Annotated in this window: 30 protein-coding genes; 15 read left to right on the top strand and 15 right to left on the bottom strand. The window is 53.2% G+C overall.

Features of this window, described 5'->3' with window-relative positions; genetic code table 11:
* Positions 1 to 8: 8 nt before the first annotated feature.
* From flgK to flgB, 10 genes are all read right to left on the bottom strand, one after another.
* Positions 9 to 1670 carry a flagellar hook-associated protein FlgK gene (flgK, locus tag QEN31_RS13660; protein ID WP_000096425.1) on the bottom strand — a complete coding sequence of 554 codons (1662 nt, stop codon included), beginning with the start codon at positions 1668 to 1670 and terminating at the stop codon, positions 9 to 11.
* Between the two features lie 64 nt (positions 1671 to 1734).
* Positions 1735 to 2685, bottom strand: a complete 951-nt coding sequence (flgJ, locus tag QEN31_RS13665; RefSeq protein ID WP_000578692.1) for a flagellar assembly peptidoglycan hydrolase FlgJ — start codon at positions 2683 to 2685, stop codon at positions 1735 to 1737.
* Positions 2685 to 3782 (bottom strand): flagellar basal body P-ring protein FlgI, encoded by a 1098-nt coding sequence (locus QEN31_RS13670; RefSeq protein WP_001518955.1) that lies wholly within the window; start codon positions 3780 to 3782, stop codon positions 2685 to 2687. Before QEN31_RS13670 ends, flgJ begins: the two co-directional genes overlap by 1 nt.
* Before the next feature lie 11 nt (positions 3783 to 3793).
* Positions 3794 to 4492 carry a flagellar basal body L-ring protein FlgH gene (gene flgH, locus QEN31_RS13675; protein ID WP_001174897.1) on the bottom strand — a complete coding sequence of 233 codons (699 nt, stop codon included), beginning with the start codon at positions 4490 to 4492 and terminating at the stop codon, positions 3794 to 3796.
* Between the two features lie 54 nt (positions 4493 to 4546).
* Positions 4547 to 5329, bottom strand: a complete 783-nt coding sequence (gene flgG / locus QEN31_RS13680) for a flagellar basal-body rod protein FlgG (RefSeq protein ID WP_000625851.1) — start codon at positions 5327 to 5329, stop codon at positions 4547 to 4549.
* Positions 5330 to 5342: 13 nt separating this feature from the next.
* Positions 5343 to 6098, bottom strand: a complete 756-nt coding sequence (locus QEN31_RS13685) for a flagellar basal body rod protein FlgF (protein WP_000349278.1) — start codon at positions 6096 to 6098, stop codon at positions 5343 to 5345.
* A gap of 20 nt (positions 6099 to 6118) precedes the next feature.
* A complete protein-coding gene (gene flgE, locus QEN31_RS13690; RefSeq protein WP_000010567.1) occupies positions 6119 to 7330 on the bottom strand; it encodes a flagellar hook protein FlgE in 1212 nt (403 codons plus the stop codon).
* Positions 7331 to 7356: 26 nt separating this feature from the next.
* Entirely contained in the window at positions 7357 to 8055 is a 699-nt protein-coding gene (gene flgD, locus QEN31_RS13695) for a flagellar hook assembly protein FlgD (protein WP_000020450.1), read from the bottom strand.
* Between the two features lie 11 nt (positions 8056 to 8066).
* Positions 8067 to 8471 (bottom strand): flagellar basal body rod protein FlgC, encoded by a 405-nt coding sequence (flgC, locus tag QEN31_RS13700; RefSeq protein WP_001196448.1) that lies wholly within the window; start codon positions 8469 to 8471, stop codon positions 8067 to 8069.
* A gap of 3 nt (positions 8472 to 8474) precedes the next feature.
* Complete coding sequence (flgB, locus tag QEN31_RS13705) at positions 8475 to 8891, bottom strand: flagellar basal body rod protein FlgB (protein ID WP_000887043.1); 417 nt, start codon at positions 8889 to 8891, stop codon at positions 8475 to 8477.
* Between the two features lie 156 nt (positions 8892 to 9047).
* Between flgB and flgA the strand changes: the two genes are divergently transcribed.
* From flgA to flgN, 3 genes are all read left to right on the top strand, one after another.
* Positions 9048 to 9707, top strand: a complete 660-nt coding sequence (flgA, locus tag QEN31_RS13710; protein ID WP_001194082.1) for a flagellar basal body P-ring formation chaperone FlgA — start codon at positions 9048 to 9050, stop codon at positions 9705 to 9707.
* 91 nt (positions 9708 to 9798) lie between these two features.
* Complete coding sequence (gene flgM / locus QEN31_RS13715; protein WP_000020893.1) at positions 9799 to 10092, top strand: flagellar biosynthesis anti-sigma factor FlgM; 294 nt, start codon at positions 9799 to 9801, stop codon at positions 10090 to 10092.
* Positions 10093 to 10096: 4 nt separating this feature from the next.
* Positions 10097 to 10519 carry a flagella biosynthesis chaperone FlgN gene (flgN, locus tag QEN31_RS13720; protein ID WP_000197547.1) on the top strand — a complete coding sequence of 141 codons (423 nt, stop codon included), beginning with the start codon at positions 10097 to 10099 and terminating at the stop codon, positions 10517 to 10519.
* 81 nt (positions 10520 to 10600) lie between these two features.
* On the opposite strand, the gene murJ is transcribed toward flgN, so the two are convergent.
* The 4 genes from murJ to rimJ form a co-directional block, all read right to left on the bottom strand.
* Entirely contained in the window at positions 10601 to 12136 is a 1536-nt protein-coding gene (gene murJ, locus QEN31_RS13725; RefSeq protein ID WP_001537775.1) for a murein biosynthesis integral membrane protein MurJ, read from the bottom strand.
* A 303-nt stretch (positions 12137 to 12439) separates the two neighbouring features.
* Positions 12440 to 13363 carry a Gfo/Idh/MocA family protein gene (locus QEN31_RS13730; protein WP_001259729.1) on the bottom strand — a complete coding sequence of 308 codons (924 nt, stop codon included), beginning with the start codon at positions 13361 to 13363 and terminating at the stop codon, positions 12440 to 12442.
* A 1-nt stretch (position 13364) separates the two neighbouring features.
* Positions 13365 to 14012: a YceH family protein gene (locus tag QEN31_RS13735; protein ID WP_000873047.1), complete on the bottom strand. Its 648-nt coding sequence runs from the start codon at positions 14010 to 14012 to the stop codon at positions 13365 to 13367.
* Positions 14013 to 14047: 35 nt separating this feature from the next.
* Entirely contained in the window at positions 14048 to 14632 is a 585-nt protein-coding gene (gene rimJ / locus QEN31_RS13740) for a ribosomal protein S5-alanine N-acetyltransferase (RefSeq protein WP_000468204.1), read from the bottom strand.
* A 236-nt stretch (positions 14633 to 14868) separates the two neighbouring features.
* Between rimJ and mdtH the strand changes: the two genes are divergently transcribed.
* From mdtH to QEN31_RS13790, 10 genes are all read left to right on the top strand, one after another.
* Positions 14869 to 16077 (top strand): multidrug efflux MFS transporter MdtH, encoded by a 1209-nt coding sequence (gene mdtH / locus QEN31_RS13745; protein WP_000092178.1) that lies wholly within the window; start codon positions 14869 to 14871, stop codon positions 16075 to 16077.
* A gap of 63 nt (positions 16078 to 16140) precedes the next feature.
* A complete protein-coding gene (gene grxB / locus QEN31_RS13750; protein ID WP_000780893.1) occupies positions 16141 to 16788 on the top strand; it encodes a glutaredoxin 2 in 648 nt (215 codons plus the stop codon).
* A 124-nt stretch (positions 16789 to 16912) separates the two neighbouring features.
* Positions 16913 to 17473 (top strand): lipoprotein, encoded by a 561-nt coding sequence (locus QEN31_RS13755; protein WP_000713057.1) that lies wholly within the window; start codon positions 16913 to 16915, stop codon positions 17471 to 17473.
* A 104-nt stretch (positions 17474 to 17577) separates the two neighbouring features.
* The gene (pyrC, locus tag QEN31_RS13760; RefSeq protein ID WP_000126580.1) at positions 17578 to 18624 is read left to right on the top strand and encodes a dihydroorotase; all 1047 of its coding nucleotides are present in this window, start codon (positions 17578 to 17580) and stop codon (positions 18622 to 18624) included.
* 73 nt (positions 18625 to 18697) lie between these two features.
* Positions 18698 to 18943 carry a DNA damage-inducible protein I gene (gene dinI, locus QEN31_RS13765; protein ID WP_001217763.1) on the top strand — a complete coding sequence of 82 codons (246 nt, stop codon included), beginning with the start codon at positions 18698 to 18700 and terminating at the stop codon, positions 18941 to 18943.
* Positions 18944 to 19232: 289 nt separating this feature from the next.
* The gene (gene bssS, locus QEN31_RS13770) at positions 19233 to 19487 is read left to right on the top strand and encodes a biofilm formation regulator BssS (RefSeq protein WP_000414441.1); all 255 of its coding nucleotides are present in this window, start codon (positions 19233 to 19235) and stop codon (positions 19485 to 19487) included.
* A gap of 112 nt (positions 19488 to 19599) precedes the next feature.
* Positions 19600 to 20718: an N-methyl-L-tryptophan oxidase gene (gene solA, locus QEN31_RS13775; RefSeq protein ID WP_000872773.1), complete on the top strand. Its 1119-nt coding sequence runs from the start codon at positions 19600 to 19602 to the stop codon at positions 20716 to 20718.
* A gap of 40 nt (positions 20719 to 20758) precedes the next feature.
* Positions 20759 to 20872, top strand: coding sequence for a YceO family protein (locus tag QEN31_RS13780; protein WP_001253282.1), 114 nt, complete (start codon positions 20759 to 20761; stop codon positions 20870 to 20872).
* A 262-nt stretch (positions 20873 to 21134) separates the two neighbouring features.
* Complete coding sequence (locus QEN31_RS13785) at positions 21135 to 21707, top strand: cytochrome b (RefSeq protein ID WP_001159786.1); 573 nt, start codon at positions 21135 to 21137, stop codon at positions 21705 to 21707.
* Positions 21704 to 22279, top strand: a complete 576-nt coding sequence (locus QEN31_RS13790; RefSeq protein WP_000739886.1) for a YceI family protein — start codon at positions 21704 to 21706, stop codon at positions 22277 to 22279. The genes QEN31_RS13785 and QEN31_RS13790 overlap by 4 nt, the downstream gene beginning before the upstream one ends.
* 51 nt (positions 22280 to 22330) lie before the next feature.
* Here QEN31_RS13790 and trhO read toward each other — a convergent pair whose 3' ends face one another.
* Positions 22331 to 23383 carry an oxygen-dependent tRNA uridine(34) hydroxylase TrhO gene (trhO, locus tag QEN31_RS13795; RefSeq protein ID WP_001144632.1) on the bottom strand — a complete coding sequence of 351 codons (1053 nt, stop codon included), beginning with the start codon at positions 23381 to 23383 and terminating at the stop codon, positions 22331 to 22333.
* A 219-nt stretch (positions 23384 to 23602) separates the two neighbouring features.
* Between trhO and QEN31_RS13800 the strand changes: the two genes are divergently transcribed.
* A complete protein-coding gene (locus QEN31_RS13800) occupies positions 23603 to 24523 on the top strand; it encodes a Kdo(2)-lipid IV(A) acyltransferase (RefSeq protein ID WP_000163973.1) in 921 nt (306 codons plus the stop codon).
* A gap of 154 nt (positions 24524 to 24677) precedes the next feature.
* Entirely contained in the window at positions 24678 to 25892 is a 1215-nt protein-coding gene (mdtG, locus tag QEN31_RS13805; RefSeq protein ID WP_000075048.1) for a multidrug efflux MFS transporter MdtG, read from the top strand.
* Positions 25893 to 25942: the final 50 nt, after the last annotated feature.

Raw genomic sequence — 25942 nt, forward strand, 5'->3', positions numbered from 1 at the left:
CTTCTCCTTTAGCGAATATTCAATAACGCATCAAACAGCGCATTCGCGGTCTGCAATACTTGCGCATTCGCCAGATAATACTGCTGATAACGCTGCAAATTGCCGTACTCTTCGTCGAGGTTAACGCCGGAAACCGACTGTTGCTGTTTATAAAGCTGTTTAACCACATTCGCCTGCGTGGTGCTGCTGGTTTTCAGCGTTGACGTTTTGTTACCCACATCGCTGACCAACGTGGCGTAAGCATCGTTAAAAGTTTTGTTGCCGCCCACTACATTGCTGTTTTGTAAGTCCAGCAATGCCTGACCATTGCGGTTATCGCTGTCGCCGGTATCCACGTCAGGATCGAGTTTTGACTCAGACGCCATCGCAATCTCGGCTTCATTTGTCACTTTAACGTTCATGTCGACGATAGCATTGCTGACCGGCTTGAGAAGAAAACTGTCATTTTTCTGTGCGCCGGTCCCTACCGTCACTTTCAGACCGTCAATCTCCAGTTTTCCGTCAGCATCTTTTGTCGCCGTGAAGGTGGTGTTATCCGCAGTGCGAGTAACCTGCCAGTCTGTACCGTCAAAAACAATCTTATAATCCGTCGCCTGAACCTTCGTGCTGTCGACCACCTTAGCGGTTAGCGATACCGTTTTATCGGCATTATTACTGTTGCTATATACCACCGGCGAGCCAATGCTAAAGAAGTCTTTCCCTTTATTGCCGTCGGCGTCATAACCTTTGGTATGCTGCGCGTTAAACGCATCGGCAAACGCCAACGCCAACTGGCCCAGCGTATTACGAGTCTGATCCAGATCCTGAGAACGGAACGTCAGTAGCCCGCCGAGCGAACCGGTGTTCAGCAACTTTTCCGGAATTTCGATGTTACCGGCGGCCTCATCGACATAAGCGACAGTCGTTCGCGTCGGGTCGGCGCTGGAGGGAACCGCCGCCAACTGACGCGCCGTCGACCCCTGCACCAGCGTATAGCCATTGGCCATCGTCAGGTTATAGGTGCCGCCGTCCTGTACACTCACCTCGACGCCAACGATCTTGTTAAGCTCGCTGACCAACTGATCACGCTGATCGAGCAGGTCGTTCGGCGATGCGCCCGCGCCTACGCCCGTCATACGGGAGATTTGATCGTTCAGGTTAGCTATCTGCTTCGCGTAATTGTTGATTTGCGCCACGCTGGAGCCAATCGCGATATTGACCTGTTTATCCTGATCGCGCAGATACTGATCGGTGGTTTTGAACTGGTTTACCAGCCCTTCCGCTTTACCAATCAGCGCCTGACGCGCCGCAGGATCTTCCGCGTTACTGACTAACGTTTGCAGGCTGGTAAAAAAACTCTGCAACGAACCAGACAGTGAGCTGGATTTATCGGCCAGCAGGTTGTCGATTTTCGACATTTGTTCATAGCGCGTGGTTAAGCCGCTGCTCTGGTTTTGCGCGCCGCGTAGCTGATTAGTGATAAACGCATCATATTCGCGCTGTACGCCTGAAACGTAAACGCCATTACCTATCCAGCCGCCAGCCCCTAACGTACTGTTTGCCTGCGCCAGAATAGTTGTCTGCCGGGTATAACCCGCAACGTTATAATTGTTGATGTTATTACTGACCGTATTTAACGCGGCCTGCGCGGCGTTAAGTCCGCTCATGGCGTGATTAATCAAGCTGGACATGATGGTTCCTTTTAATCCTTCAATACTCGTTGTTATCGGCAGCGACTACGTGGACTTGAGCAATTTAAAAGAGATTGTCGAGATTCGCGCTGTAGGTTTTGCTGACCTTTTCACTCATCGCTTTCAACTGCTGAATCATGCTGGTCAATTTACGCGCGTAATTCGGGTCAGTGGCGTATCCGGCGTTTTGCAGAGCCACTGCGCCCTGCTCTGCCGTGGCGGCAGTGGTCACGGCAGCGTAGCGTGGGTTACGCGTTAACAGCGCGACATAATCCGATAATGCCTCCAGATACGAGCTATAGACGCGGAATTTCGCTTTCACTTTTTTCGCTTCGCCATTTTCGTATTCAGTGGTGGTGATCTCCGTCACCGGCCCTTTCCAACTGGCGGTCGCTTTCACGCCAAATACGTTATAGCTGGGTTCGCCATTCTCCCGCAGGATTTGCCGCTGCCCCCAGCCGGACTCCAGTGCCGCCTGCGCCAGAATCAGATGATGCGGCACCCCGCTTTGTTCGCTGGCCAGCCTCGCAGGGAGCGAAAGCCGGGCCAGAAAGTCTTTACTGTCGCCGGAGAGCGGCGCATCGCTGCTGTCCGGCGTTTTCGGTATGGCTTTGCGCACCAGTTGGGTCAGCGCCTGATTTTGATAGCTGTTTACCGTCTCCAGGGAGAATTTAAGCGGTACTTGCGGCGCGTCATCCGCAGGCATCGTCTGCCCGCTGGTCATCTGTTTAACCATCATATCCGCCAGCCCCAATCCCTTACCGGCGGTCATCTGCTGGGCGATCTGCTGGTCATACATGCTGGTATACAGACGCGTCTGATCGCTGCTGAATAAACCATCTTTGGGTAAAGCCTCGCGCATACTTTTCAGCATCATCTGCACAAACATCCCTTCCACCTGACGGGCCACAGGACGGATATTCGCCGCCGGGTCCTGGCCCGCTTTCGCTTTCAGTTCGTTCAGAGATTGCGCATCCCAGGCCGCGCTGGCCAGCAATTTACCGTCTCCGATCATCAGATGATTTCCAGTTTGGCGCGTAGACAGCCCGCGCTCTGCATGGACTGCAAAATCGACATCAGATCCATCGGCGTCGCGCCAAGCGCATTCAGCGCACGCACTACGCTGTTCAGATTGGCGCTGGAACGCACGCTCTGTAGCGATCCGCCGCTCTGACGCAAATCTATCTGAGTCTGTGGCGTCACCACGGTCTGCCCGCCGCCAAATGGCGTATTCGGCTGGTTGACGTTGAGCTGGCGATTGACTGTCACTGACAAATTGCCCTGCGCCACAGCGCAGCTATCCAGCGTGACTTCCCGATTCATGACCACCGAACCGGTACGCGAGTTGATCACGACTTTTGCATCCTGCGGCGTCACGTTGACTTCCATATTTTGAATGTCCGCCAGAAAACGCACCTGCGAGCTGTTGCCGCTGGGCACGCGTACCTGTACCGTTCGCGCATCAAGCGCAGTGGCGCTGCCGTAACCGCGCGCGCGGTTGATGGCGTCGGTAATTTGCTGCGCCATCGTAAAATCTTCGTCGTTCAATTGCAGATTAATGGTGTTGCCAGCGCCGAACTGAGTCGGCAACTCGCGTTCGATAATCGCGCCGTTAGTGATGCGCCCGCCATTAAGCTGGTTAACCTGCACGCTACTGCCGCCTGCGGAAGCGCCCGCGCCACCGACCAGAATATTGCCCTGCGCCAAAGCATACACCTGGCTGTCCACCCCTTTTAACGGCGTCATTAATAACGTCCCGCCACGCAGACTTTTAGCGTTCCCCATTGAGGAAACAACGACATCGATCGTTTGTCCCTGTCGCGCAAAAGGCGGATACGACGCCGTCACCATCACCGCCGCCACGTTTTTCAACTGCATATTGGTGCCGGTGGGGACCGTAATCCCCAGTTGTGACAGCATGTTATTCAGCGTCTGAGTGGTAAATGGCGTCTGGGTCGTCTGGTCGCCCGTACCGTCCAACCCGACCACCAGCCCGTAGCCGATCAGCGAGTTTTCCCGTACTCCCTGGACACTGGTCAGATCCCGGATACGCTCGGCGTGCGCCAGAGTGGCAACCAGTGCCAGAACGATTCCTGCAAGAGCTTTAAACACATACACCTCGCTTACATCGGCGACAAATTAAGGAAGAAACGTTGCAGCCAGCCCATATTTTGCGCTTCGTTAATATAGCCGTTCCCGACATATTCAATCCGCGCATCCGCCACCTGTGTCGAGGGAACAGAGTTGCTGCCGCTGATGGTGCGTGGATTTACCACGCCGGAGAAGCGGATGAATTCCGTTCCCTGATTAATCGCGATCTGTTTTTCCCCCACGACGTGTAAATTGCCATTGGCCAGAACCTGATCGACGGTCACGGTCAGCGTGCCGCTAAAGGTATTGCTGGCATTCGCGCCGCCTTTGCCGTTAAAAGAGTTGCCGCCGGAGGCCTCCATATCCGCGCGGGAATTACCGAATAATCCCTGCAGATAACGCGGTACCGTATCAAAACCAAAACTGGTTTTGCCGTCGCGGCTGGCATTTGCCGACGAGCTTTTACTGGCGCTGACGTTTTCCTGTAACACAATCGTGAGCGTATCGCCGATATTACGCGGTCGACGATCTTCAAAAAGCGGCTGATAGCCATAATTAATCGGCTGCGCAGACTGAAATATGGAGCCATTCGCCACCGGTACCGGGCCAGGTATCGGCTGCGCCGTGGTCGCCCCCTGCACAAGCGGTTTAGCGGGTATCCAGGCGCATCCTGTCAGCGTCGCGACCATCAGGGCCATAACTGGGTAAGCGTGAAGCGCGTATTTTTGCATTACCTTCATCTTCAAAATCAGGGAGCCGGTGGCGTATCCCCCACCGGCGGCCCCTTAGAGTTGCGTCAGTTTCTGCAGCATCTGATCGGTCGTCGATACTGCTTTACTGTTAATTTCATAGGCGCGTTGAACCTGAATCATGTTCACCAGCTCTTCCGCCACGTTAACGTTCGACGTTTCGACATACCCTTGATACAACAACCCCGCGCCGTTGAGCCCCGGCGTGCTTTCGTTCGGCGCGCCGGACGATTGCGTTTCGATATAGAGGTTCTCGCCAATGCTTTCCAGCCCGGTGTCGTTCATAAAGGTGGTCAGGTTAAGCTGCCCGACCTGAACCGGCGCGGCCTGCCCCTGCTGGGTAACGCTGACCACGCCGTCGCGGCCAATCGTGATGCTTAACGCGTTGGCCGGAATGGTGATTGCCGGCTGCACCTGAAAACCGCCCGCCGTCACCAGTTGACCATTCTGATCCACCTGGAAAGAGCCGTCGCGGGTATAAGCAGACGTACCGTCCGGCAGCATGACCTGGAAAAAGCCCTGCCCTTTAATCGCCACATCTTTACTGTTGTTGGTCTGCGACAGGTTCCCCTGACTGTGCAGACGCTCCGTGGCGACCGGACGCACGCCGGTACCGATTTGCAGCCCTGAAGGCAGCGTCGTCTGCTCGGACGACTGCGCGCCCGGCTGGCGGATGGTCTGATACAACAGATCTTCAAATACCGCGCGCTGACGCTTAAAACCATTGGTGCTGACGTTTGCCAGGTTATTGGCAATCACATCCATATTGGTTTGCTGCGCGTCCAGACCGGTTTTGGCGATCCATAATGAACTGATCATAAAATGTCCTGTATTAACTCATCGACAGCAGTTGGTTAGCTCGCCCTTCGTTCTCATCTACGCTGGTGATAACCTTCATCTGCATTTCAAAACGACGTGCGTTGGCGATCATGTCGGTCATGGCTTCAACCGGCTTGACGTTACTGCCCTCCAGCACGCCCGACATAATGCGAATTGACGGGTCGGCGGCCAGTACCGCCCCGCGTTCAGCCTGTGCCTCGGCGGTAAGGCGGAATAAACCGTCATCGCTCCGCTGCACCTCATTGCCTTCCGCTTTGACCAGCTTCAGTCGCCCAACGGGCGCCACCGTGTTTGGCGGGTCGCCGGGATTGAGCGCGGAGATCGTGCCGTCTGCCGCAATGGTGATTTCCGACCCTTCAGGAACGGTAATCGGGCCGCCTTCGCCGATAACCGGATGTCCCTGAATGGTTAACTGCCCGGTCGGACCCACCTGGATATTCCCGTTACGGGTATATCCTTCAGCGCCATCCGCCGCTTGCACTACCAGCCAGCCGTCCTGCTGTAACGCGACATCCAGCGGACGGGAGGTGTAGTCCAACTGACCCGGGGTCATATCCGCCCCCGGCGTCGACGCCGTAACCAGCGTGCGCGTTGCTAAAGAGAGGCCATCAACGGGCACCGCGCGTAGCGCGTTAAGCTGCGCGCGAAAGCCCGGCGTTGAGGCATTAGCCAGGTTGCTGGCCGTTACCGCCTGCTGGTTAAGCGTCTGGCTGGCCGCCCCCATGGCGGTATAAATTGCGTGATCCATTAAGCTATCCCGTCAGGCGCTTAGCGCAGGTTAACCAGCGTATTGAGGATCTGGTCCTGGGTTTTGATGGTCTGCGCATTCGACTGGTAGTTACGCTGCGCGACGATCATATTCACCAGCTCTTTACTCAAATCCACGTTAGAGGCTTCCAGCGCGCCGTTCGTCAGCTTACCGAAGTTGCCGGAACCGGCAGTCCCCAGCAGCGCAACCCCGGAAGCCTGCGTCGCCGCCCAGACGTTATCGCCCTGGGATGCCAGACCTTCGTTGTTGGCGAAGTTAGCCAGCACAATCTGCCCCAGCACCTGCTCCTGCTCGTTGGAGTAGTTGCCAACCACGGTGCCGTCGTTGTTAATCTGGTAGCTCACCAGGTCGCCCGGCTTATAGCCGTTTTGATTGGTGGCGACGATGTTATTAGCCCCGGTGTTCTGCTGCATGGAGTTAAGGAAGCTGAGGGAGAAGGTGGCCGCTGTCGCGCCATTAATCGTACCGGTGGTGATGTTCACCGTACCGCCAGACTCCAGAATCCCGTTTTCATTGAATTTCAGCGTAGTGGACGCCGTTGTTGGCGCAGTGGCTGCAGGATCGCTGCTGTCATGGGTGTACACGGCCCATTCATTATCTTTGGTTTTCACAAAATAGACGTTCATGTCATGGGCATTACCCTGGCTGTCATAAACGGTGACGGTGCCTTTTTTGTTATACGAATCCGCATCACTCACGCTAAAGGGCGTTTTAGACGGTACAGGGTCCGTTGAGTTCAGGTTGATCTGCATTGACGCGGTGGTGGTCGATTTCGCCGCCATCAGCGTGTTCGGAATGGTGATCGGCGCAGGATTCGCCCCCTGCTGAATGGTCGGCGGCGTACCGGTGGCCGGATAGCCGGTCAACTGCATCCCCTGCATATTGACCAGGTTACGGTTCTCGTCCAGTTTGAACTGGCCGTTGCGGCTATAGAACACGGAACCGTTGCTGTCTACCAGGCGGAAAAAACCGTTCTGGCTAATCGCGACATCCAGCCCGCGCCCGGTGTTCGTTGTCGTACCGTCGGTAAAATCCTGGGTAATCCCCGCCACTTTTACGCCCAGCCCCACTTTGGAACCGGCGAACATATCGGCAAATGATGCCGTACCGGACTTAAAGCCATAGGTGGCGGAGTTGGCGATGTTATTACCGATAACATCAAGGTTGGTGGCCGCAGCGTTCAGGCCGCTAACCGCTTGAGAAAAAGACATGACTGACTCCTGATAAGTGTAAGGGCTTAGATTATTTGCCGAACTTCGTCGAGTGTGGTGGTGCCGTAGGTACCCAGATCCAACAGGTTGCCGTTACTGCCCTTCGTCACGCCCTGTACCAGAGCGAATTGCAGCGGCTGCGCCACCAGTTGCGTCCCGCCATTGCTGGCGGTAATCGCAATGTTGTAAGAACCATTCGGTACCGTTGTTCCGTCCGTTTGCTTACCATCCCAGGTAAAGGTGTGTACCCCGGCTCGCAACTCACCGATCTCCAGCGTCCGTACCACCCGGCCATCTTTATCGGTAATGGTTGCCGTCACTTTGTCCGCAGGCTGTTGCAATTCCACGCCAAACGGCGTCGTGGACGTCACGGCCCCTTCTTCCGCGCCTTTACCCGCCAGAATTGTGGTGCCAGGCACCATAACGCCATGTCCAATCAGCGTGGTCGCCTGTAGGGACTGACTATTATCGATTTGCCCGGAAATAGCCCCCAGCGTCGTATTCAGTTTTTCAATGCCGCTCACGGTACTGATTTGCGCCAACTGTGTCGTTAACTCATTATTTTGTAATGGGTTAGTCGGGTCCTGGTTCTTCAATTGCGCGACCAGTAAGGTCAGGAAACTGCTTTGCAGATCGGCAGCGTTGCTTCCGGTCATCGATCCGCTGCCGGTCGTCGTTTTGACGCCCGTGTTGGTCGGGTCATTCATATTTACGGCAATAGACATACGCGCCTCCTTTACTGGCCTAATGTCAGCGTTTTAAGCATCATGCTTTTTACGGTATTCAGGACTTCGATATTTGCCTGATAGCTGCGCGAGGCTGACATCGTGTTGACCATTTCGCCGACCACATCGACGTTGGGCATTTTGACGTAACCATTAGCGTCCGCCAGCGGATTGCCTGGCTCATAAACCAGCTTTTCCGGTGCCTGACTTTCAATCACGCTGGCGACCTTTACCCCGCCAGTGGCTTGACCCGGCGCGGCGTCCACCTGAAAAACCACCTGTTTGGCGCGATAAGGCTGTCCGTCCGGGCCGGTGACGCTATCCGCATTCGCCAGGTTACTGGCCGCAACGTTCAACCGTTTGGACTGTGCGGCAAGCGCCGATCCGGCAATATCAAAAATGTTTAACAGCGCCACGAATTAGTTTCCTCCCTGTAGCACATTCATCATGCCTTTGAGTTGGCTACCCAGAACGGTAAGCCCCATCTGATATTTGAGACTGTTATCCGCAAACTGCGTACGTTCCCTGTCCATATCTACGGTATTACCATCCAAAGAAGGCTGATCGGGTACGCGATAAAGCAGATCCACTGCGGGAGAAGAGACCGCCTGGGCGGGAATATGGTGAGAGGAAGTCAACGTTAACGCGACGCCGCCGGTTTCTTCCCGTCCACGCACCATCACCTTTTTTAACTCACTGGCAAAATCAATATCGCGCGCCTGATACCCCGGCGTATCGGCATTGGCGATATTCGCCGCTAATATTTCCTGACGTTGCGCGCGCAGATTTAGCGCTTCCTGCTGAAATCGTAAGGCGGCATCGAGCCTGTCGAGCATATCTCCTCCGCAAATGGCAAAATTCAGCCGACAGCTTAAATGCCTTCACGCGCGCGTTATCGCCGGAATAAACGCAAAATGCGTCGCTATTTATTGCGTTGATGCTTGCTTCACACGGGTAGAATCCTGTCATGACATCAACCAGGGGGAAGTACCATGCAAACGTTAAAACGAGGATTCGCCGTGGCGGCTTTGCTGTTCAGCCCCCTGACAATGGCGCAGGACATCAACGCCCAGCTGACCACGTGGTTTTCCCAGCGTCTGGCTGGCTTCAGCGACGAGGTGGTTGTCACGCTCCGTTCATCGCCCAATCTGCTACCGAGCTGCGAACAGCCAGCCTTCAGCATGACGGGCAGCGCGAAGCTGTGGGGCAACGTCAATGTGGTGGCGCGCTGCGCCAATGAAAAACGTTATTTGCAGGTGAATGTGCAAGCGACCGGCAATTATGTCGCCGTTGCCGCGCCCATCGCGCGCGGCGGAAAATTGACGCCGGCCAACGTCACGCTAAAACGTGGCAGGCTGGATCAGTTACCGCCGCGGACGGTACTGGATATCCGTCAGATTCAGGATGCCGTCAGTTTGCGCGATCTCGCTCCCGGGCAGCCGGTACAGCTTACGATGATACGTCAGGCCTGGCGCGTCAAAGCGGGGCAACGAGTACAGGTCATCGCCAATGGCGAGGGGTTCAGCGTCAATGCGGAAGGTCAGGCGATGAATAATGCTGCCGTCGCGCAAAATGCGCGCGTGCGCATGACATCGGGTCAAATCGTGAGTGGAACCGTCGATTCTGATGGGAATATTCTTATTAACCTATAATTGTGTAAAGATTTTGTCGCGGCTGCCGATGAGATATTCAACCATGATGGTAGCTGGCCGCTACAACGTAACCCTCGATGAGGATAAATAAATGAGCATTGACCGTACCTCACCTTTGAAACCCGTTAGCACTGTCCAGACGCGCGAAACCAGCGACACGCCGGTACAAAAAACGCGTCAGGAAAAAACGTCCGCCGCGACGAGCGCCAGCGTAACGTTAAGCGACGCGCAAGCGAAGCTCATGCAGCCAGGCGTCAGCGACATTAATATGGAACGCGTCGAAGCATTAAAAACGGCTATCCGTAACGGTGAGTTAAAAATGGATACGGGAAAAATAGCAGACTCGCTCATTCGCGAGGCGCAGAGCTACTTACAGAGTAAATAAGCGTATGACTCGTTTGTCAGAAATACTTGACCAGATGACCACCGTCCTGAATGACCTGAAGACGGTGATGGACGCCGAGCAACAACAGCTTTCCGTAGGCCAGATTAACGGCAGCCAGCTACAGCGTATTACAGAAGAAAAAAGCTCGTTGCTGGCGACGCTGGATTATCTGGAACAACAGCGCCGTCTGGAGCAGAATGCGCAGCGTAGCGCAAACGATGACATTGCAGAGCGCTGGCAGGCGATTACCGAAAAAACGCAGCATCTTCGCGACCTCAACCAGCACAACGGCTGGCTGCTGGAAGGGCAAATCGAGCGTAATCAACAGGCGCTGGAGGTGCTGAAACCTCACCAGGAGCCGACCTTGTACGGGGCTGACGGTCAGACTTCCGTCTCTCACCGCGGCGGTAAAAAAATTTCTATCTAATCATTGCCGGATGGCGACGTTGCGCCTTTCCGGCCTGAATGCCTTGTAGGCCTGATAGCACAGCGCTATCAGGCACTGAATTTACGCCGTCCGGCGAACAAACTCTTTCACTTTAAAGCCCAGCACGGCAAGCGCGGCGAAATAGGCCGCGATACCCGCGATCACTACCGCCATCAAACGCAGCAAACGCCATAGCATCGACCCTTGCGACCACTCCGGCATAATATGCAACACGCCGAACAATACGGCGGCCATCACCAGTACGGAAATGATCAGACGCATCAGGAACCACATCCAGCCCGGTTGTGGCGTAAAGATATTCTGTTTGCGCAGTTGCCAGTACAGCAGCGACGCATTGAGACATGCCGCCAAACCAATAGAGAGCGACAGCCCGGCGTGTTTCAGCGGTCCAATAAACGCCAGGTTCATTAACTGCGTCATGATTAACGTCACTATGGCGATTTTCACCGGCGTTTTAATATCCTGGCGAGAATAGAAGCCCGGAGCCAGCACTTTTACGACGATCAAGCCAATCAGCCCCACCGAATAGGCGATTAACGCCCGCTGCGTCATCGCCGCATCAAAGGCGGTGAATTTACCGTACTGAAACAGCGAGACCGTCAGCGGCTTCGCCAGAATGCCTAACGCTACCGCGCTCGGCAACGCCAGTAAAAAGCACAAACGCAGCCCCCAGTCCATCAGGCGGCAGTACTCATCATGATTGCCGCTGGCAAAGCTTTTCGACAATGACGGCAACAAGATGGTCCCCAACGCCACGCCCAGCACGCCGGACGGGAACTCCATCAACCGATCGGCATAGTACATCCATGAGACCGAGCCGGAGGCCAGAAACGAGGCGAAAATGGTATTGATGATAAGGGAGATCTGACTGACGGAAACGCCCAAAATCGCCGGCCCCATCTGTTTGACCACCCGCATCGCCCCGGTGTCGCGAAAGTTAATGCGCGGCAGCACCAGCATACCGATCTTTTTCAAATACGGAAGTTGATACACCAGTTGCAGCACGCCGCCAACGGTGACTGCCCAGGCTAACGCCAGCACCGGCGGATTAAAGTATGGCGCGGCGAATAATGCAAAACCGATCATGCTGATATTAAGAAATGTCGGCGCAAAAGCGGGAATAGAGAAGCGATTCCAGGTGTTGAGAATGGCGCCAACCAGTGAAGCCAGCGAGATCAGCAGAATATAGGGAAATGTAATCCGCAGCAGTTGCGTCGTCAGCGCGAATTTATCCGCAGTATCGGCAAAACCCGGCGCGGTTACCATAATCACCCACGGGGCGGCCAGCATACCGGCCACCGTCACGACGGCCAATGCCAGCGTCAACAGGCCGGAAACGTAAGCGACAAAGATCCGCGTCGCTTCTTCACCCTGCTTGCTCTTATATTCCGCCAGGATAGGCACAAAGGCCTGAGAAAAAGCGCCTTCGGCAAAGATCCGGCGTAGTAAATTAGGGAGTTTAAACGCCACAAAAAAGGCGTCGGTCGCCATCCCTGCGCCAAAAATTCTGGCGACAATCGCATCACGGGCAAAGCCCAACACGCGTGAAAACATAGTCATCGAGCTGACGGCAGCCAGCGATTTCAATAAATTCATTTCTTTTGTATTCCAGACCCTGGCGTAAAACTCCTGCATGGCTGATCCATCGACCGGATAACGCAACTTCTGCCGTATCCGGCTGTATCACCGCGCCTGACGGCGACGTTAAAACGTCTTATCAGGCCTTACAGACTCCCCACGGTTTGCCATTATTCACTGTGAAAAGAGGTATTGTGTAGAGTGGGCATATATACCCGCCATACTTCGAGCTGCATGTGCGTTAGCTTTTCTGCAACTCGAATTATTGAGGGTATAGTACCTGGATTACGATGAATTACTACCGCCAGATGTTACAGAGGGTTATTCGCTGATGGCGTCCCGCCACAGCGCCTCCACGACGCGCTGGGCCAAAATCGCCTGCTCCCCCGCCGTTTCCGGAACCGTCTGATTTTGTACGCAGTCAATGAAATGCCGCGCGCATCCGACAAAACCACGCTGTTCAAGCGTCGTTTGCCAACTAGGAATGGGTTTGATGAGAATACCCTGCCCGCGCTCTTCGCGCCATTCACGCATATCCGTCACGTCATATAGCCCGCCGTCGGTGACGGCCTGGACCGATTCACGCTGACTTCCGGCGCGCCGGTGCATACTGGTGGTAATTTGTAGTTTGTCGGCGGAAAAATGATGTTCCGCATAGCACATTTCGCCGGACTCGCTGGTGAGCAACGTGCCGCTGGCAAGGCGCGCCTCGCCGCCCGCCAGCCACAGAGCGGTATCCACGACATGCAGATAGTCATCGAGCAAAGTAAAACGTAAGTCGTGCGGCCCGACGCTATCGGTACGATGTTTATCCATACGTAGTGACGCCGCAGTGCCGAGGCGCGTCTTCAGTTCGCGGTACAGCGGCGCGAAACGGCGATTAAAGCCAACCATCAGCGTCAATTTTTTTTGCGCCGCCAGCGCCACCAGCCGTTCGGCATCACGTAGATTTTCCGCCAGCGGTTTATCCACGCAGACATGGACGCCGGCATTGAGAAGTTCGCTGACCACGGCATAATGGCTTGCGGTACTGGAGTGGACAAAGACCGCATCGCAGCCGGACGCTAAATTCGCCAGCGAATCCACATACGGTATGCGCCAGCTTTCGCAAATACGTAAGGCTTTATCCCGCGAAGGAGACCAGGCGCCCTGTAACGTCCATCCGGCGGTGTTGGTTAATACCGGCAGCCAGGCCTTCTGCGCAATACCGCCTAACCCGACAATGCCAATCCGTAATGTTCTCACATTACTCTCCCAGGTGAGCTAACAAAGAATCCAGCCGCTGCTTTAACTCCGCCACTTCGCTTTCCAGCGCTTCGACGCGCGACTGAAGATCGCCCGACGCACTTTCCGGCGCAGACGTCTGGAGAGACAGTTCATCGACGTCGCCGCAAAAAAGGTGCATATAGCGGCTTTCGCGCTTACCCGGTTCACGCGCCAGACGGACGACATACGGGCCGTCCTCACGACTGGCAAGCCGTTCCAGCGTGGATTCAACTTCCGCCATATCGCTGAATTCATGCATCCGCGACGCCCGGCTACGCAACTCGCCGGGCGTTTGCGCGCCACGCAGCAGCAGCGTAGTGACGAGCGCCACTTCCGCCGCGCTAAGTTTCAGATCGCCAAATTCGGAATTACAGAAACGCTGTTCATATTTGGTGACGCGGTTGCCAAACCCGCTGACCGTACGCAAAAAGTGGCGTTTCACCAGGTTATCGAGCTGTTCTTGTACCTCTTGTTCCGTCAGGTTCATCACCGGTTCACGGTTGGTTTTCTGATTACAGGCTGTCACCACGCCGTTGACGGAAAGCGGATACTGTTCCGGCGTTGTCACCTGCTTTTCCAGCAGACAGCCAATCACTCGCGCTTCAGTGGCGGTTAATTCATATTTCATCGTTTTCTCCCTTTGCCTCTCATTCCGTAAGCCGCTCAACGCCCCGGCGTCCATAACGGCGTGGTTAACGCCGTCAGGACATGGTCGCGCCATTGTCCATCAATCAACAGGTAATCTTTCGCATAGCCTTCTTTTTCAAAGCCAAGCCGCGCCAGCAACGCGCCGCTACGTTTGTTGTGCGGCATATAGTTCGCCATGATACGGTGGATATGCTGAGTGCGCTGCATATAGCGAATCGCAGCGGTTAAGGCTTCAAACATCAGCCCTTGCCCCTGCCACTTCTGCGCAATGGAATAGCCCAGATAACAGGCATGAAAAGAACCGCGCACCACATTGGAAAAATTCGCCACGCCGATAATTTCTTTTTCTTCCGGATCAAGTAGCGCGAAATAGAAGGCGGAGCCCTGTTTGTGAAATTCACCGATCATTCCCAGACGCGCCTGCCATCCTGAAGGATAACAATGACTTTCATCACGGACCGGTTCCCAGGGTTTTAAAAAATGACGATTTTCCGCGTAATAATCGGCCAGACGCCAGGCATCACGCTCATGCACTAAACGTACCACCAGACGATCGGTGGTTAAGCGCACTTTTGGCACGTTACTACGATAGCCAAACATTCTATACCTACTCCTTCCTGTAACGTCTTCAGCACGCCAGTAACATTACTATACCTGCGCAACCAGGCTCTGTGAAAAGCGCAAATCGTCATTTTTTGAATTGCTGCCACATTTTGATGAAAACTCTCGATTAAAAAGGACTTTTGATAAAAAAATATTGTCCCGCTAACGGTAGGAAAAAACGAAACGCCGCCGCAGAATAGAAGACGCTCATCTTTTATTTCCCGGGAGGGGAAATGTCGCGCGTCTCGCAGGCGAGGAACCTGGGTAAATATTTTCTTCTCATCGATAACATGTTGGTGGTGCTGGGTTTTTTCGTCGTCTTCCCGCTCATCTCTATTCGCTTTGTCGATCAAATGGGGTGGGCTGCCGTAATGGTAGGGATCGCGCTCGGCCTGCGCCAGTTTATTCAACAAGGTCTGGGCATTTTTGGCGGCGCCATCGCCGATCGCTTTGGCGCGAAACCGATGATTGTCACCGGTATGCTGATGCGCGCCGCAGGCTTTGCCACCATGGGTATCGCGCATGAGCCCTGGCTCTTGTGGTTTTCCTGCTTTCTTTCCGGTCTCGGCGGTACGCTTTTCGACCCGCCGCGTTCAGCGCTGGTGGTCAAATTAATTCGTCCGGAGCAACGGGGCCGCTTCTTCTCTCTGTTGATGATGCAGGACAGCGCGGGTGCGGTGATTGGCGCGCTGCTGGGAAGCTGGTTGCTACAATACGATTTTCGCCTGGTCTGCGCGACGGGCGCTATTTTGTTCATATTATGCGCCCTTTTCAACGCATGGCTGCTTCCGGCCTGGAAGCTATCAACGGTCAGAACGCCGGTGCGTGAAGGAATGCGCCGCGTCATGAGCGATAAAAGGTTTGTAACCTACGTGCTGACGCTGGCGGGCTACTATATGCTGGCGGTACAGGTCATGTTAATGCTGCCGATTATGGTAAACGATATCGCCGGTTCGCCTGCTGCCGTGAAATGGATGTACGCTATTGAGGCGTGTCTCTCGCTGACGTTGCTCTACCCGATTGCCCGCTGGAGCGAAAAGCGTTTTCGGCTGGAGCATCGGCTGATGGCCGGTTTGCTCGTCATGTCGCTGAGCATGCTCCCCATCGGGATGGTGGGCAATTTACAGCAGCTTTTTACGCTTATTTGCGCTTTCTACATCGGCTCGGTTATCGCCGAACCGGCGCGCGAAACGCTCAGCGCGTCGCTCGCAGACGCGAGGGCGCGGGGAAGCTATATGGGCTTTAGCCGTCTGGGATTAGCCATTGGCGGCGCGATTGGTTATATCGGCGGCGGCTGGTTGTTTGATATGGGGAAAGCGCTTGCGCAGCCTGAACTACCGTGGATGATGCTCGGTATTATCGGCTTTATCACCTTTTTGGCTTTAGGCTGGCAATTTAGTCATAAACGCACGCCGCGCCGGATGCTGGAACCCGGCGCCTGATTTGATACCTGTCGCTATCTCCTCCATACTGGTCAGATACCGACAGTCAAATGGAGGAGAAACGTGAAGCTTTATATTTACGATCATTGCCCTTTCTGCGTTAAAGCCCGCATGATTTTCGGCCTGAAGAACATCCCCGTTGAACTTAACGTGTTACAAAATGACGACGAGGCGACGCCCACCCGGATGATTGGTCAAAAGATGGTGCCCATCCTGCAAAAAGATGATAGTCGCTACCTTCCTGAAAGTATGGATATTGTACATTATGTCGACAACCTCGACGGCAAACCGCTGTTAACCGGGAAACGCAATCCAGCCATTGAAGAGTGGTTGCGCAAAGTTAACGGTTACGTTAATCAGCTACTGCTGCCGCGATTTGCAAAATCCGCTTTCGATGAATTTTCTACCCCTGCGGCGCGTCAGTATTTTATCCGCAAAAAAGAAGCCTCATCTGGCAGTTTTGACAACCATCTTGCGCACTCTGCAGGACTGATTAAAAAGATCGGCGATGATTTACGTTTGCTGGATAAACTCATCGTACAGCCTAACGCCGTTAACGGCGAATTATCGGAAGATGATATTCATCTGTTTCCGCTTCTGCGTAATCTGACGCTGGTCGCCGGTATCCACTGGCCGACAAAAGTCGCGGACTATCGCGATAATATGGCAAAGCAGACGCAAATTAATTTACTCTCCTCAATGGCTATCTAACTCCCGCCAGGCGGCAACCCTTTCTTGCCGCCTTTTTCAGCTTTTTCTAGTGGCACCATGTCCGCTGGCGCGACATGCTGCTTTGTGTCAAGATTAGGGCACAGGCAACATGCTAAGGAACGCCATGAAAAAGTTTTTTTTTGCCGCTGCGCTGGTAGTTAGCGGCCTGTTAGTGGGTTGTAATCAACTTACGCAATACACCATTAGCGAACAAGAAATCAATCAAGCGCTTGAAAAACGGAATAATTTCTCAAAAGATATTGGTCTGCCCGGCATTGCCGACGCGCATATCGTATTGACTAACCTTGTCAGCCAGATTGGTCGGGAAGAACCTAATAAAGTCACCCTTACTGGCGATGCCAGGCTGGATATGAATTCCCTGTTTGGCAGTCAAAAAGCGACGATGAAACTCAAGCTAAAAGCCCTGCCGGTCTTTGATAAAGAAAAAGGCGCCATCTATCTTCAGGAGATGGAAGTAGTAGACGCCACCGTGACGCCGGAGAAAATGCAATCGGTGCTACAAACGCTCCTGCCTTATTTAAATCAGTCTTTACGTAGCTACTTTAACCAGCGGCCCGCTTACGTGTTGCGTGAGGACAGCAGTAAAGGCGAAGCGTTAGCAAAGAAACTCGCGAAAGGCATTGAAGTTAAACCTGGTGAAATCGTTATTCCTTTCACCAATTGATTTCGGAGGGCGCGCTCGCGCCCTTTTTTTTACGTGCAAACGAAAACGTTTCCGCTTATCCTTTGTTTCCGGCAAAAAGACTATTCCTCAGCCGGAGCTTATTAATGACTGCACCATCCCAGGTTTTAAAGATCCGCCGCCCGGACGACTGGCACGTTCACCTTCGCGATGGCGACATGTTAAAAACGGTCGTACCCTATACCAGCGAAATTTATGGTCGCGCTATCGTGATGCCGAACCTGGCGTCCCCCATCACGACCGTTGATGCAGCGATCGCCTACCGCCAGCGTATTCTCGATGCGGTGCCCGCCGGGCATGATTTCACGCCGTTAATGACCTGCTATTTAACGGATTCGCTCGATGCCGATGAACTGGAGCGTGGTTTCCATGAAGGCGTATTTACTGCGGCTAAGCTTTACCCGGCCAATGCCACCACTAACTCCAGTCATGGCGTAACGTCAGTCGACGCTATCATGCCGGTACTGGAGCGGATGGAAAAACTCGGAATACCATTGCTGGTCCACGGGGAGGTGACCCATGCGGATGTTGATATATTCGATCGTGAAGCGCGTTTTATCGACACCGTAATGGAACCGCTACGCCAGCGTCTGACCGCGCTTAAAGTGGTCTTTGAGCACATCACGACCAAAGATGCCGCGCAGTATGTACGTGACGGCAACGACTACCTGGCGGCTACCATTACGCCTCAACATTTAATGTTTAACCGTAATGATATGCTGGTCGGCGGCATTCGTCCTCACCTGTACTGTCTGCCGATTCTGAAACGCAATATTCACCAGCAGGCGTTACGCGAACTGGTTGCCAGTGGTTTTACGCGCGCCTTCCTGGGGACGGATTCAGCGCCGCATTCACGTCATCGTAAAGAGACCAGTTGCGGCTGCGCCGGTTGTTTCAACGCCCCCTCCGCCCTTGGCAGTTATGCCGCCGTGTTTGAGGAAATGAACGCGCTGGCGCACTTTGAAGCGTTCTGTTCACTGAATGGCCCGCAATTCTATGGCCTGCCGATGAATACGGGGTGGGTGGAACTGGTTCGCGATGAACAACAGATACCGGGAAATATCGCGCTGGCTGATGATTCTCTGGTGCCTTTTTTAGCGGGTGAAACAGTACGCTGGTCAGTAAAAAAATAAAAAATGCGCTTACCTGTTGCTATATACTGGATTTAACTGTATATATATCCAGTATATTCAACAGGGGGCCATTATGCGTATTGAAGTCACTATAGCCAAAACGTCACCTCTGCCTGCCGGTGCGATTGATGCGCTGGCGGGCGAACTCTCCCGCCGTATTAGCCATCATTTTCCGGAGAATTTGGGTAACGTCACCGTGCGTTACGCTACCGCCAACAACTTGTCCGTCATTGGCGCATCAAAAGAGGACAAAGAACGCATTAGCGAGATTCTCCAGGAGACCTGGGAGAGCGCTGATGACTGGTTCATCAATGAATAAAAAATGATATGCAGTGATGTATGTTTGCCGGGTCGCCCCGGCTTTTTTATTTGCGCAACTGATGAATATTTCACCTGACCCTCAAAATAATTGCACAACATCCTAAAAAAATATGAATGAACTGCCGCTTTATTGTTCATATAATTCTTAAAAAGAGAAATTTATCCTCCGGTCTCTTTAAAAACGCAGTGAATAGCCTTATTAATTGGTATACTGAAGTTGCTTCAGAAGAAAAACACGCATTGAACCTCGAGAACCGTTGTCTTATAACACGTACCAGGGGGGCATGATGGAAAAGAATAATGAAGTCATTCAGACCCATCCGCTTGTAGGATGGGACATCAGCACCGTCGATAGCTATGATGCGCTGATGCTGCGTTTACACTACCAGACCCCAAATCGTCCGGAACCGGAAGGGACTGAAGTTGGTCAAACGCTCTGGTTAACAACAGATGTAGCCAGGCAATTTATTTCAATATTAGAAGCCGGCATCGCCAAAATAGAATCAGGCGATTACCAGGAAAACGAGTATCGTCGCCATTAGCGTGACGCGCTCCCCCTCTCTCAGGCACCGTAAGGTGCCTCACTTATTTCTGGCTTGTATATCTCAGCGCAGTTATTTACCCTGAAATCATCGCGATAGCAGAGAGAAGCTGATGAAATACGACCTTATTATTATCGGCAGCGGTTCGGTTGGCGCCGCCGCTGGTTATTACGCCACCCGCGCCGGGCTAAAGGTCCTGATGACCGATGCGCATATGCCGCCTCATCAACAGGGCAGCCACCACGGCGATACCCGTCTTATCCGCCACGCTTATGGTGAAGGCGAAAAATATGTCCCGCTGGTGCTTCGCGCCCAGACGCTTTGGGATGAACTCTCCACACACAATGAAGAGCCTATTTTTGTCCGCTCCGGCGTCGTCAACCTCGGCCCGGCCGATTCCGCTTTCTTAGCCAACGTCGCACGAAGCGCGCAACAGTGGCAATTGAACGTCGAGCGCCTGGACGCGACGGCCCTCATGACGCGCTGGCCGGAAATTCGCGTGCCCGATAATTATATCGGGCTGTTTGAAGCTGACTCCGGTTTCCTGCGCAGCGAATTAGCCATTACCACATGGCTTCGTCTGGCCCGAGAGGCAGGCTGCGCACAGCTATTTAACAGCCCGGTAAGCCATATTCACCATGATGATAACGGTGTGACGATAGAGACGAGTGAAGGCTGCTACCACGCCAGCAAGGCGCTGATTAGCGCGGGCACCTGGGTCAAAGCGCTGGTACCGGAGCTGCCCGTTCAGCCCGTACGTAAAGTTTTTGCCTGGTTTAAGGCGGATGGGCGTTACAGCACTAAAAACCGCTTTCCGGCCTTTACCGGCGAAATGCCCAACGGCGATCAATATTACGGCTTCCCGGCGGAGAACGACGAGTTAAAAATCGGCAAACACAATGGCGGACAGCTAATACAAGCTCCGGAAGAGCGCAAGCCCTTTGCCGCCGTTGCCAGCGATGGCGCGGAAGCATTTCCTTTCCTGCGTAACGTACTGCCGGGTATCGGCGGTTGTTTACATGGGGCGGCATGTACCTATGATAATTCGCCGGACGAGGATTTTATTATCGATACGCTGCCTGGCCATGAGAACACGCTTGTCATCACTGGACTCAGCGGACATGGTTTTAAATTCGCCCCGGTGTTAGGAGAAATCGCTGCGGATTTTGCGTTGGGAAAAACGCCCTCCTTTGATCTGACGCCGTTCCGGCTTTCCCGTTTTAGCCAATAATTTGTCGGCCCCGTAAAGGGGCTGTTTATTAAGGTAAGCTATGCGTCGTCTCTTTCATTTTCTGATGAATAATATTCGCGAACATTTCATGCTTTACGTTATTCTTTGGTCGCTGCTGGCGGTGATGGATATTGTTTATCTCCTTTTCTTCTGATTGCTTTTCATTGACGTTAACTGACACTTCCTGAAAATTCCTCACTTTTTATTTCATAACGTTGAAGCACGGCAATAATGCCAGTTCTTGCCGTTGCGCGGTTATCAGGGGGAAATATCTCGAAACTTCTGAAGCTGAACCGCAAACAACATCAAAATTATTGAAATAAAAATAAATATCATTCAAATTCTTATTTATAAGTTGCATTCGGCGCTTTTCCACGCCATTTTCATTCTCTCGTGAAATATTCATTGGTGTGTTTATGCAATTTAAAAATACTCCACAGCGTTATGGCGTGGTTTCCGCCGCGCTCCACTGGCTGACCGCCCTGGTGGTCTATGGCATGTTTGCGTTGGGCTTATGGATGGTCACGCTCAGTTATTACGACGGCTGGTATCACCAGGCGCCGGAAATACATAAAAGTATTGGCATATTACTGATGATGGCGCTGATCGTGCGTATTATCTGGCGGCTTTATTCGCCGCCGCCCGTTGCGTTGACCAGCTATTCCCGTTTAACGCGCATTGGCGCCGCCGCAGGTCATCTCCTCCTTTATCTCCTGCTCTTTGCGATAATCATTAGCGGCTACCTGATTTCCACCGCCGACGGTAAACCGATTAGCGTCTTTGGCTGGTTTGAGATTCCGGCCACGCTTACGGACGCGGGCGCGCAGGCTGACATCGCCGGAACACTGCATCTGTGGTTTGCCTGGTCGCTGGTCATTATCTCGCTCTCGCATGGGGTTATGGCGCTAAAACACCATTTCATCGATAAAGACGACACTCTGAAACGTATGACAGGAATGTCGTCATCTGACTATGGAGCTCAAAAATGAAAAAAAACCTGCTGGGATTCACCCTCGCATCCTTGTTATTCACGACCGGTTCCGCCGTGGCGGCGGAGTATAAAATTGATAAAGAAGGCCAACATGCGTTCGTCAATTTCCGCATTCAGCATCTGGGCTACAGCTGGCTATACGGCACCTTTAAAGATTTCGACGGCACGTTCACTTTTGACGAAAAAAATCCGTCGGCAGACAAAGTGAACGTGACCATTAACACCAATAGCGTCGACACTAACCATGCCGAACGTGACAAACACCTGCGTAGCGCGGAATTTCTTAATGTTGCGAAATTCCCGCAGGCAACCTTCACCTCTACCAGCGTGAAAAAAGAGGGCGATGAACTGGATATTACCGGCAATCTGACGCTCAATGGCGTGACTAAACCGGTGACGCTGGAAGCGAAGCTGATGGGCCAGGGCGACGATCCGTGGGGCGGTAAGCGCGCGGGCTTTGAGGCCGAAGGAAAAATTAAGCTGAAGGATTTCAATATAACTACCGATCTCGGCCCGGCCTCACAAGAGGTTGAGCTTATCATCTCAGTAGAAGGCGTTCAGCAGAAGTAACGCCTGGCGAAATGCCGGATAGCGGCCTTTACGCCGCTATCCGGCAAAATATTACTCAGCCGGATCGGGAATGCTCAGTTTGCTATTAAGCCGACCACGCGATTTATTAAAAATTTTGTTGCCGTTCTCGCGACCCGCGCGACGTCGGCGCTGTTCTTCCTCCGGCAAGGCCAACTCTTCACAGCATTGTTCACTACAGCAGCCGTTAAATTTACTGGCGCACTGCGGACACTGGATAAACAGCAGATGGCAACCGTCATTTTTGCAGTTGGTATGGCTATCGCAGGACGCGCCGCACTGATGGCAATGCGCGATAACCTCATCCGAGATTCGTTCGCCCATTCGCTCATCAAATACAAAGTTTTTGCCGATAAAGCGAACGGGAAGCCCCTGCGCGCGCGCGCGACGGGCGTACTCAATGATGCCACCCTCAATATGCCAGACTTTATTGAAACCGTTGTGTTTCATCCAGGCGCTGGCTTTCTCACAACGAATACCGCCGGTACAGTACATCACTATCTTTTTATCTGCATGTTCCCGCAGCATTTCAACCGCTTTTGGCAACTGTTCACGAAACGTATCCGCCGGGATTTCCAGAGCATTTTCGAAATGGCCGACTTCATACTCATAGTGGTTGCGCATATCAATAAAGACCGCGTCAGGATCGTCCAGCATCGCATTCACATCTGCCGCCTTCAGATAATCGCCGACATTACTGGCGTCAAAAGTCGGATCGTCAATACCGTCAGCAACGATACGGTCGCGAACTTTCATACGCAGCACCCAAAATGACTTTCCGTCATCCTCCAGCGCGATATTTAAACGCACCCCGTCCAGCGCGGGGTCGAACGTATAAAGCTGTTGACGAAACGTCTCGAGCTTGCTTTGCGGCACGCTGATTTGCGCATTGATGCCTTCATGCGCCAGGTAAACGCGACCAAAAACGTCCAACGCCGTAAACACCTGATACAACGCGTCCCGCGTCTGTTGCGGAGAGGCGATAGTGAAATATTTATAAAAAGAAATTGTCGTACGCGGCTCGCTTTCCGCCAGCATTTTGGCTTTCAGCTCGTCATTAGAGATGCGGTTGTGTAACACTGGCATGGTGTACGTATCCTGCAATCAGCAAAAAATAAAGTGGGCAGGCATGATAAGGCAAGTCTCGCCAATTTACATCCACACATTTTGCGCTACATTTCCTGCTTTACACTAAATAATTAACAACAATTGTCGATTTAATCGCCACTCTCCTGCTACATATTTTTGCTCAACGCAAAAAGATGCGAGAATACGGGGAATTGTTCGTTGAAAGACAGGATAGAAATGACGAAGTTGCCTAAGTTCTCCGTGGCCTTACTGCACCCGCGCTATTGGTTAACCTGGTTGGGTATAGGCGCGCTTTGGTTGGTCGTGCAACTCCCCTACCCGGTCATCTATAAATTGGGTTGCGCATTGGGCCACCTGGCGCGACGCGTAATGAAACGCCGCGCAAAAATCGCCTATCGCAACCTTGAATTATGCTTTCCGGAAATGAGCGCGCAGGAACGCCACACCATGGTGGTCAAAAACTTTGAATCCGTCGGTATGGGCGTGATGGAAACCGGCATGGCCTGGTTCTGGCCCGATCGGCGAGTGAACCGCTGGATGGAAGCGAGCGGTCTGGAGCATATCCGTGAAGTTAAGGCGCAGGGACTGGGGTTCATTCTGGTAGGAATACATTTCCTTACCCTTGAGTTTGGCGCCCGCATGTTTGGTATGCATAACCCGGGTATCGGAGTTTATCGCCCGAATGATAATCCGTTGCTCGACTGGTTACAGACCTGGGGACGCTTACGCTCCAATAAATCAATGTTGGATCGCAAAGATCTGAAAGGCATGGTTAAGGCATTGAAAAGCGGCGAATTGATCTGGTATGCGCCGGATCACGATTATGGCCCGCGCGCCAGCGTTTTTGTACCATTATTCGCTGTCGACCAGGCTGCCACGACCTCCGGTACCTGGATGCTCGCGCGCATGTCTAAAGCCTGTATTATCCCCTTCGTGCCTCGCCGTAAACCCGATGGGAAAGGCTACGAACTGATCATTCTTCCTGCGGAATATTCGCCTCCGCTGGAGAGCGCAGAAGCGACTGCCGCATGGATGAATAAGATTGTTGAGCAGTGCATTATGATGGCGCCAGAGCAGTATATGTGGCTGCATCGCCGCTTTAAAACTCGCCCTGAAGGCGTACCGTCGCGCTATTGACAGGATTGCAGCCGTCAGGCTGCAATTTTTCCCCTCTTTTAGCTTTAAAAGCTCCCCACATTGCGAGGCTGGTAAGGTCGGCGCATAATTATAATTAGTACGCTCATAATTAAATTGATGATAGCGCAAACCGCGCATCATACTGTGGAACGCTATGTCACCCTCTGATGTCCCCATAAACTGGAAACGCAATCTAACCGTTACCTGGCTGGGCTGTTTTTTAACCGGCGCGGCATTCAGCCTGGTCATGCCTTTTCTCCCTCTCTACGTTGAGCAACTCGGCGTAACAGGCCATAGCGCGCTCAACATGTGGTCCGGGCTGGTCTTTAGTATTACGTTCCTCTTTTCAGCTATCGCGTCCCCTTTTTGGGGCGGTCTGGCGGATCGTAAAGGGCGTAAGATCATGCTGTTGCGTTCCGCTCTCGGCATGGCCATTGTGATGCTGTTAATGGGCATGGCGCAAAATATCTGGCAATTTCTGATCCTCCGCGCGTTATTAGGCCTGCTGGGCGGATTTATTCCCAACGCCAATGCGCTCATCGCCACTCAGGTGCCGCGCCACAAAAGCGGCTGGGCGTTAGGGACGCTCTCTACTGGCGGCGTCAGCGGCGCTCTGCTTGGCCCACTTGCGGGCGGTCTGCTCGCCGACCATTACGGCCTTCGTCCGGTCTTTTTTATTACCGCCAGCGTTTTGTTTATCTGTTTTCTGCTCACCTTCTTTTTCATTCGCGAGAATTTCCTGCCGGTGAGCAAAAAAGAGATGCTTCACGTTCGGGAAGTGGTCGCCTCGTTAAAAAATCCCCGCCTGGTATTAAGCCTGTTTGTCACCACGCTGATTATTCAGGTGGCGACGGGGTCTATTGCGCCCATCCTGACGCTCTATGTGCGCGAACTGGCGGGAGATGTCAGTAATATTGCGTTCATTAGCGGGATGATAGCGTCCGTTCCCGGCGTGGCGGCATTACTTAGCGCCCCCCGGCTCGGCAAGCTTGGCGACAGAATTGGCCCGGAAAAGATTCTTATCGTCGCGCTGATTATTTCCGTACTGCTGCTGATTCCAATGTCTTTTGTGCAAACGCCGTGGCAGCTCGCGCTATTGCGGTTTCTGCTTGGCGCGGCGGATGGCGCGCTGCTGCCAGCCGTTCAAACTCTGCTGGTTTACAACTCTACCAACCAGATAGCCGGGCGCATATTCAGTTACAACCAATCTTTCCGCGATATCGGCAACGTCACCGGCCCTCTCATGGGCGCCGCAATTTCCGCGAGCTATGGCTTCCGCGCCGTATTCTGCGTCACGGCAGGCGTGGTGTTGTTCAATGCTATCTATTCATGGAACAGCTTACGACGGCGCAGACTGGCAATAGAATAATTTTTGCGCTTTCATACTTGCAATATTACAGAATCAGCTATTCTTTCCCT

Origin of the sequence: Salmonella sp. SA15303, assembly GCF_029962125.1 — a bacterium.
GTDB classification, from domain to species: Bacteria; Pseudomonadota; Gammaproteobacteria; order Enterobacterales; family Enterobacteriaceae; genus Salmonella; species Salmonella enterica.

Coding starts and splice junctions, on each gene's coding strand:
- QEN31_RS13785 (WP_001159786.1), top strand. CDS start 21,135: ATGCAATTTAAAAATACTCCACAGCGTTATGGCGTGGTTTCCGCCGCG.
- trhO (WP_001144632.1), bottom strand. CDS start 23,383: ATGCCAGTGTTACACAACCGCATCTCTAATGACGAGCTGAAAGCCAAA.
- mdtH (WP_000092178.1), top strand. CDS start 14,869: ATGTCGCGCGTCTCGCAGGCGAGGAACCTGGGTAAATATTTTCTTCTC.
- flgB (WP_000887043.1), bottom strand. CDS start 8,891: ATGCTCGACAGGCTCGATGCCGCCTTACGATTTCAGCAGGAAGCGCTA.
- QEN31_RS13790 (WP_000739886.1), top strand. CDS start 21,704: ATGAAAAAAAACCTGCTGGGATTCACCCTCGCATCCTTGTTATTCACG.
- pyrC (WP_000126580.1), top strand. CDS start 17,578: ATGACTGCACCATCCCAGGTTTTAAAGATCCGCCGCCCGGACGACTGG.
- QEN31_RS13685 (WP_000349278.1), bottom strand. CDS start 6,098: ATGGATCACGCAATTTATACCGCCATGGGGGCGGCCAGCCAGACGCTT.
- flgM (WP_000020893.1), top strand. CDS start 9,799: ATGAGCATTGACCGTACCTCACCTTTGAAACCCGTTAGCACTGTCCAG.
- QEN31_RS13780 (WP_001253282.1), top strand. CDS start 20,759: ATGCGTCGTCTCTTTCATTTTCTGATGAATAATATTCGCGAACATTTC.
- flgA (WP_001194082.1), top strand. CDS start 9,048: ATGCAAACGTTAAAACGAGGATTCGCCGTGGCGGCTTTGCTGTTCAGC.
- flgD (WP_000020450.1), bottom strand. CDS start 8,055: ATGTCTATTGCCGTAAATATGAATGACCCGACCAACACGGGCGTCAAA.
- flgG (WP_000625851.1), bottom strand. CDS start 5,329: ATGATCAGTTCATTATGGATCGCCAAAACCGGTCTGGACGCGCAGCAA.
- QEN31_RS13755 (WP_000713057.1), top strand. CDS start 16,913: ATGAAAAAGTTTTTTTTTGCCGCTGCGCTGGTAGTTAGCGGCCTGTTA.
- solA (WP_000872773.1), top strand. CDS start 19,600: ATGAAATACGACCTTATTATTATCGGCAGCGGTTCGGTTGGCGCCGCC.
- dinI (WP_001217763.1), top strand. CDS start 18,698: ATGCGTATTGAAGTCACTATAGCCAAAACGTCACCTCTGCCTGCCGGT.
- flgN (WP_000197547.1), top strand. CDS start 10,097: ATGACTCGTTTGTCAGAAATACTTGACCAGATGACCACCGTCCTGAAT.
- flgH (WP_001174897.1), bottom strand. CDS start 4,492: ATGCAAAAATACGCGCTTCACGCTTACCCAGTTATGGCCCTGATGGTC.
- QEN31_RS13800 (WP_000163973.1), top strand. CDS start 23,603: ATGACGAAGTTGCCTAAGTTCTCCGTGGCCTTACTGCACCCGCGCTAT.
- QEN31_RS13735 (WP_000873047.1), bottom strand. CDS start 14,012: ATGAAATATGAATTAACCGCCACTGAAGCGCGAGTGATTGGCTGTCTG.
- rimJ (WP_000468204.1), bottom strand. CDS start 14,632: ATGTTTGGCTATCGTAGTAACGTGCCAAAAGTGCGCTTAACCACCGAT.
- murJ (WP_001537775.1), bottom strand. CDS start 12,136: ATGAATTTATTGAAATCGCTGGCTGCCGTCAGCTCGATGACTATGTTT.
- mdtG (WP_000075048.1), top strand. CDS start 24,678: ATGTCACCCTCTGATGTCCCCATAAACTGGAAACGCAATCTAACCGTT.
- bssS (WP_000414441.1), top strand. CDS start 19,233: ATGGAAAAGAATAATGAAGTCATTCAGACCCATCCGCTTGTAGGATGG.
- flgK (WP_000096425.1), bottom strand. CDS start 1,670: ATGTCCAGCTTGATTAATCACGCCATGAGCGGACTTAACGCCGCGCAG.
- flgJ (WP_000578692.1), bottom strand. CDS start 2,685: ATGATCGGAGACGGTAAATTGCTGGCCAGCGCGGCCTGGGATGCGCAA.
- flgE (WP_000010567.1), bottom strand. CDS start 7,330: ATGTCTTTTTCTCAAGCGGTTAGCGGCCTGAACGCTGCGGCCACCAAC.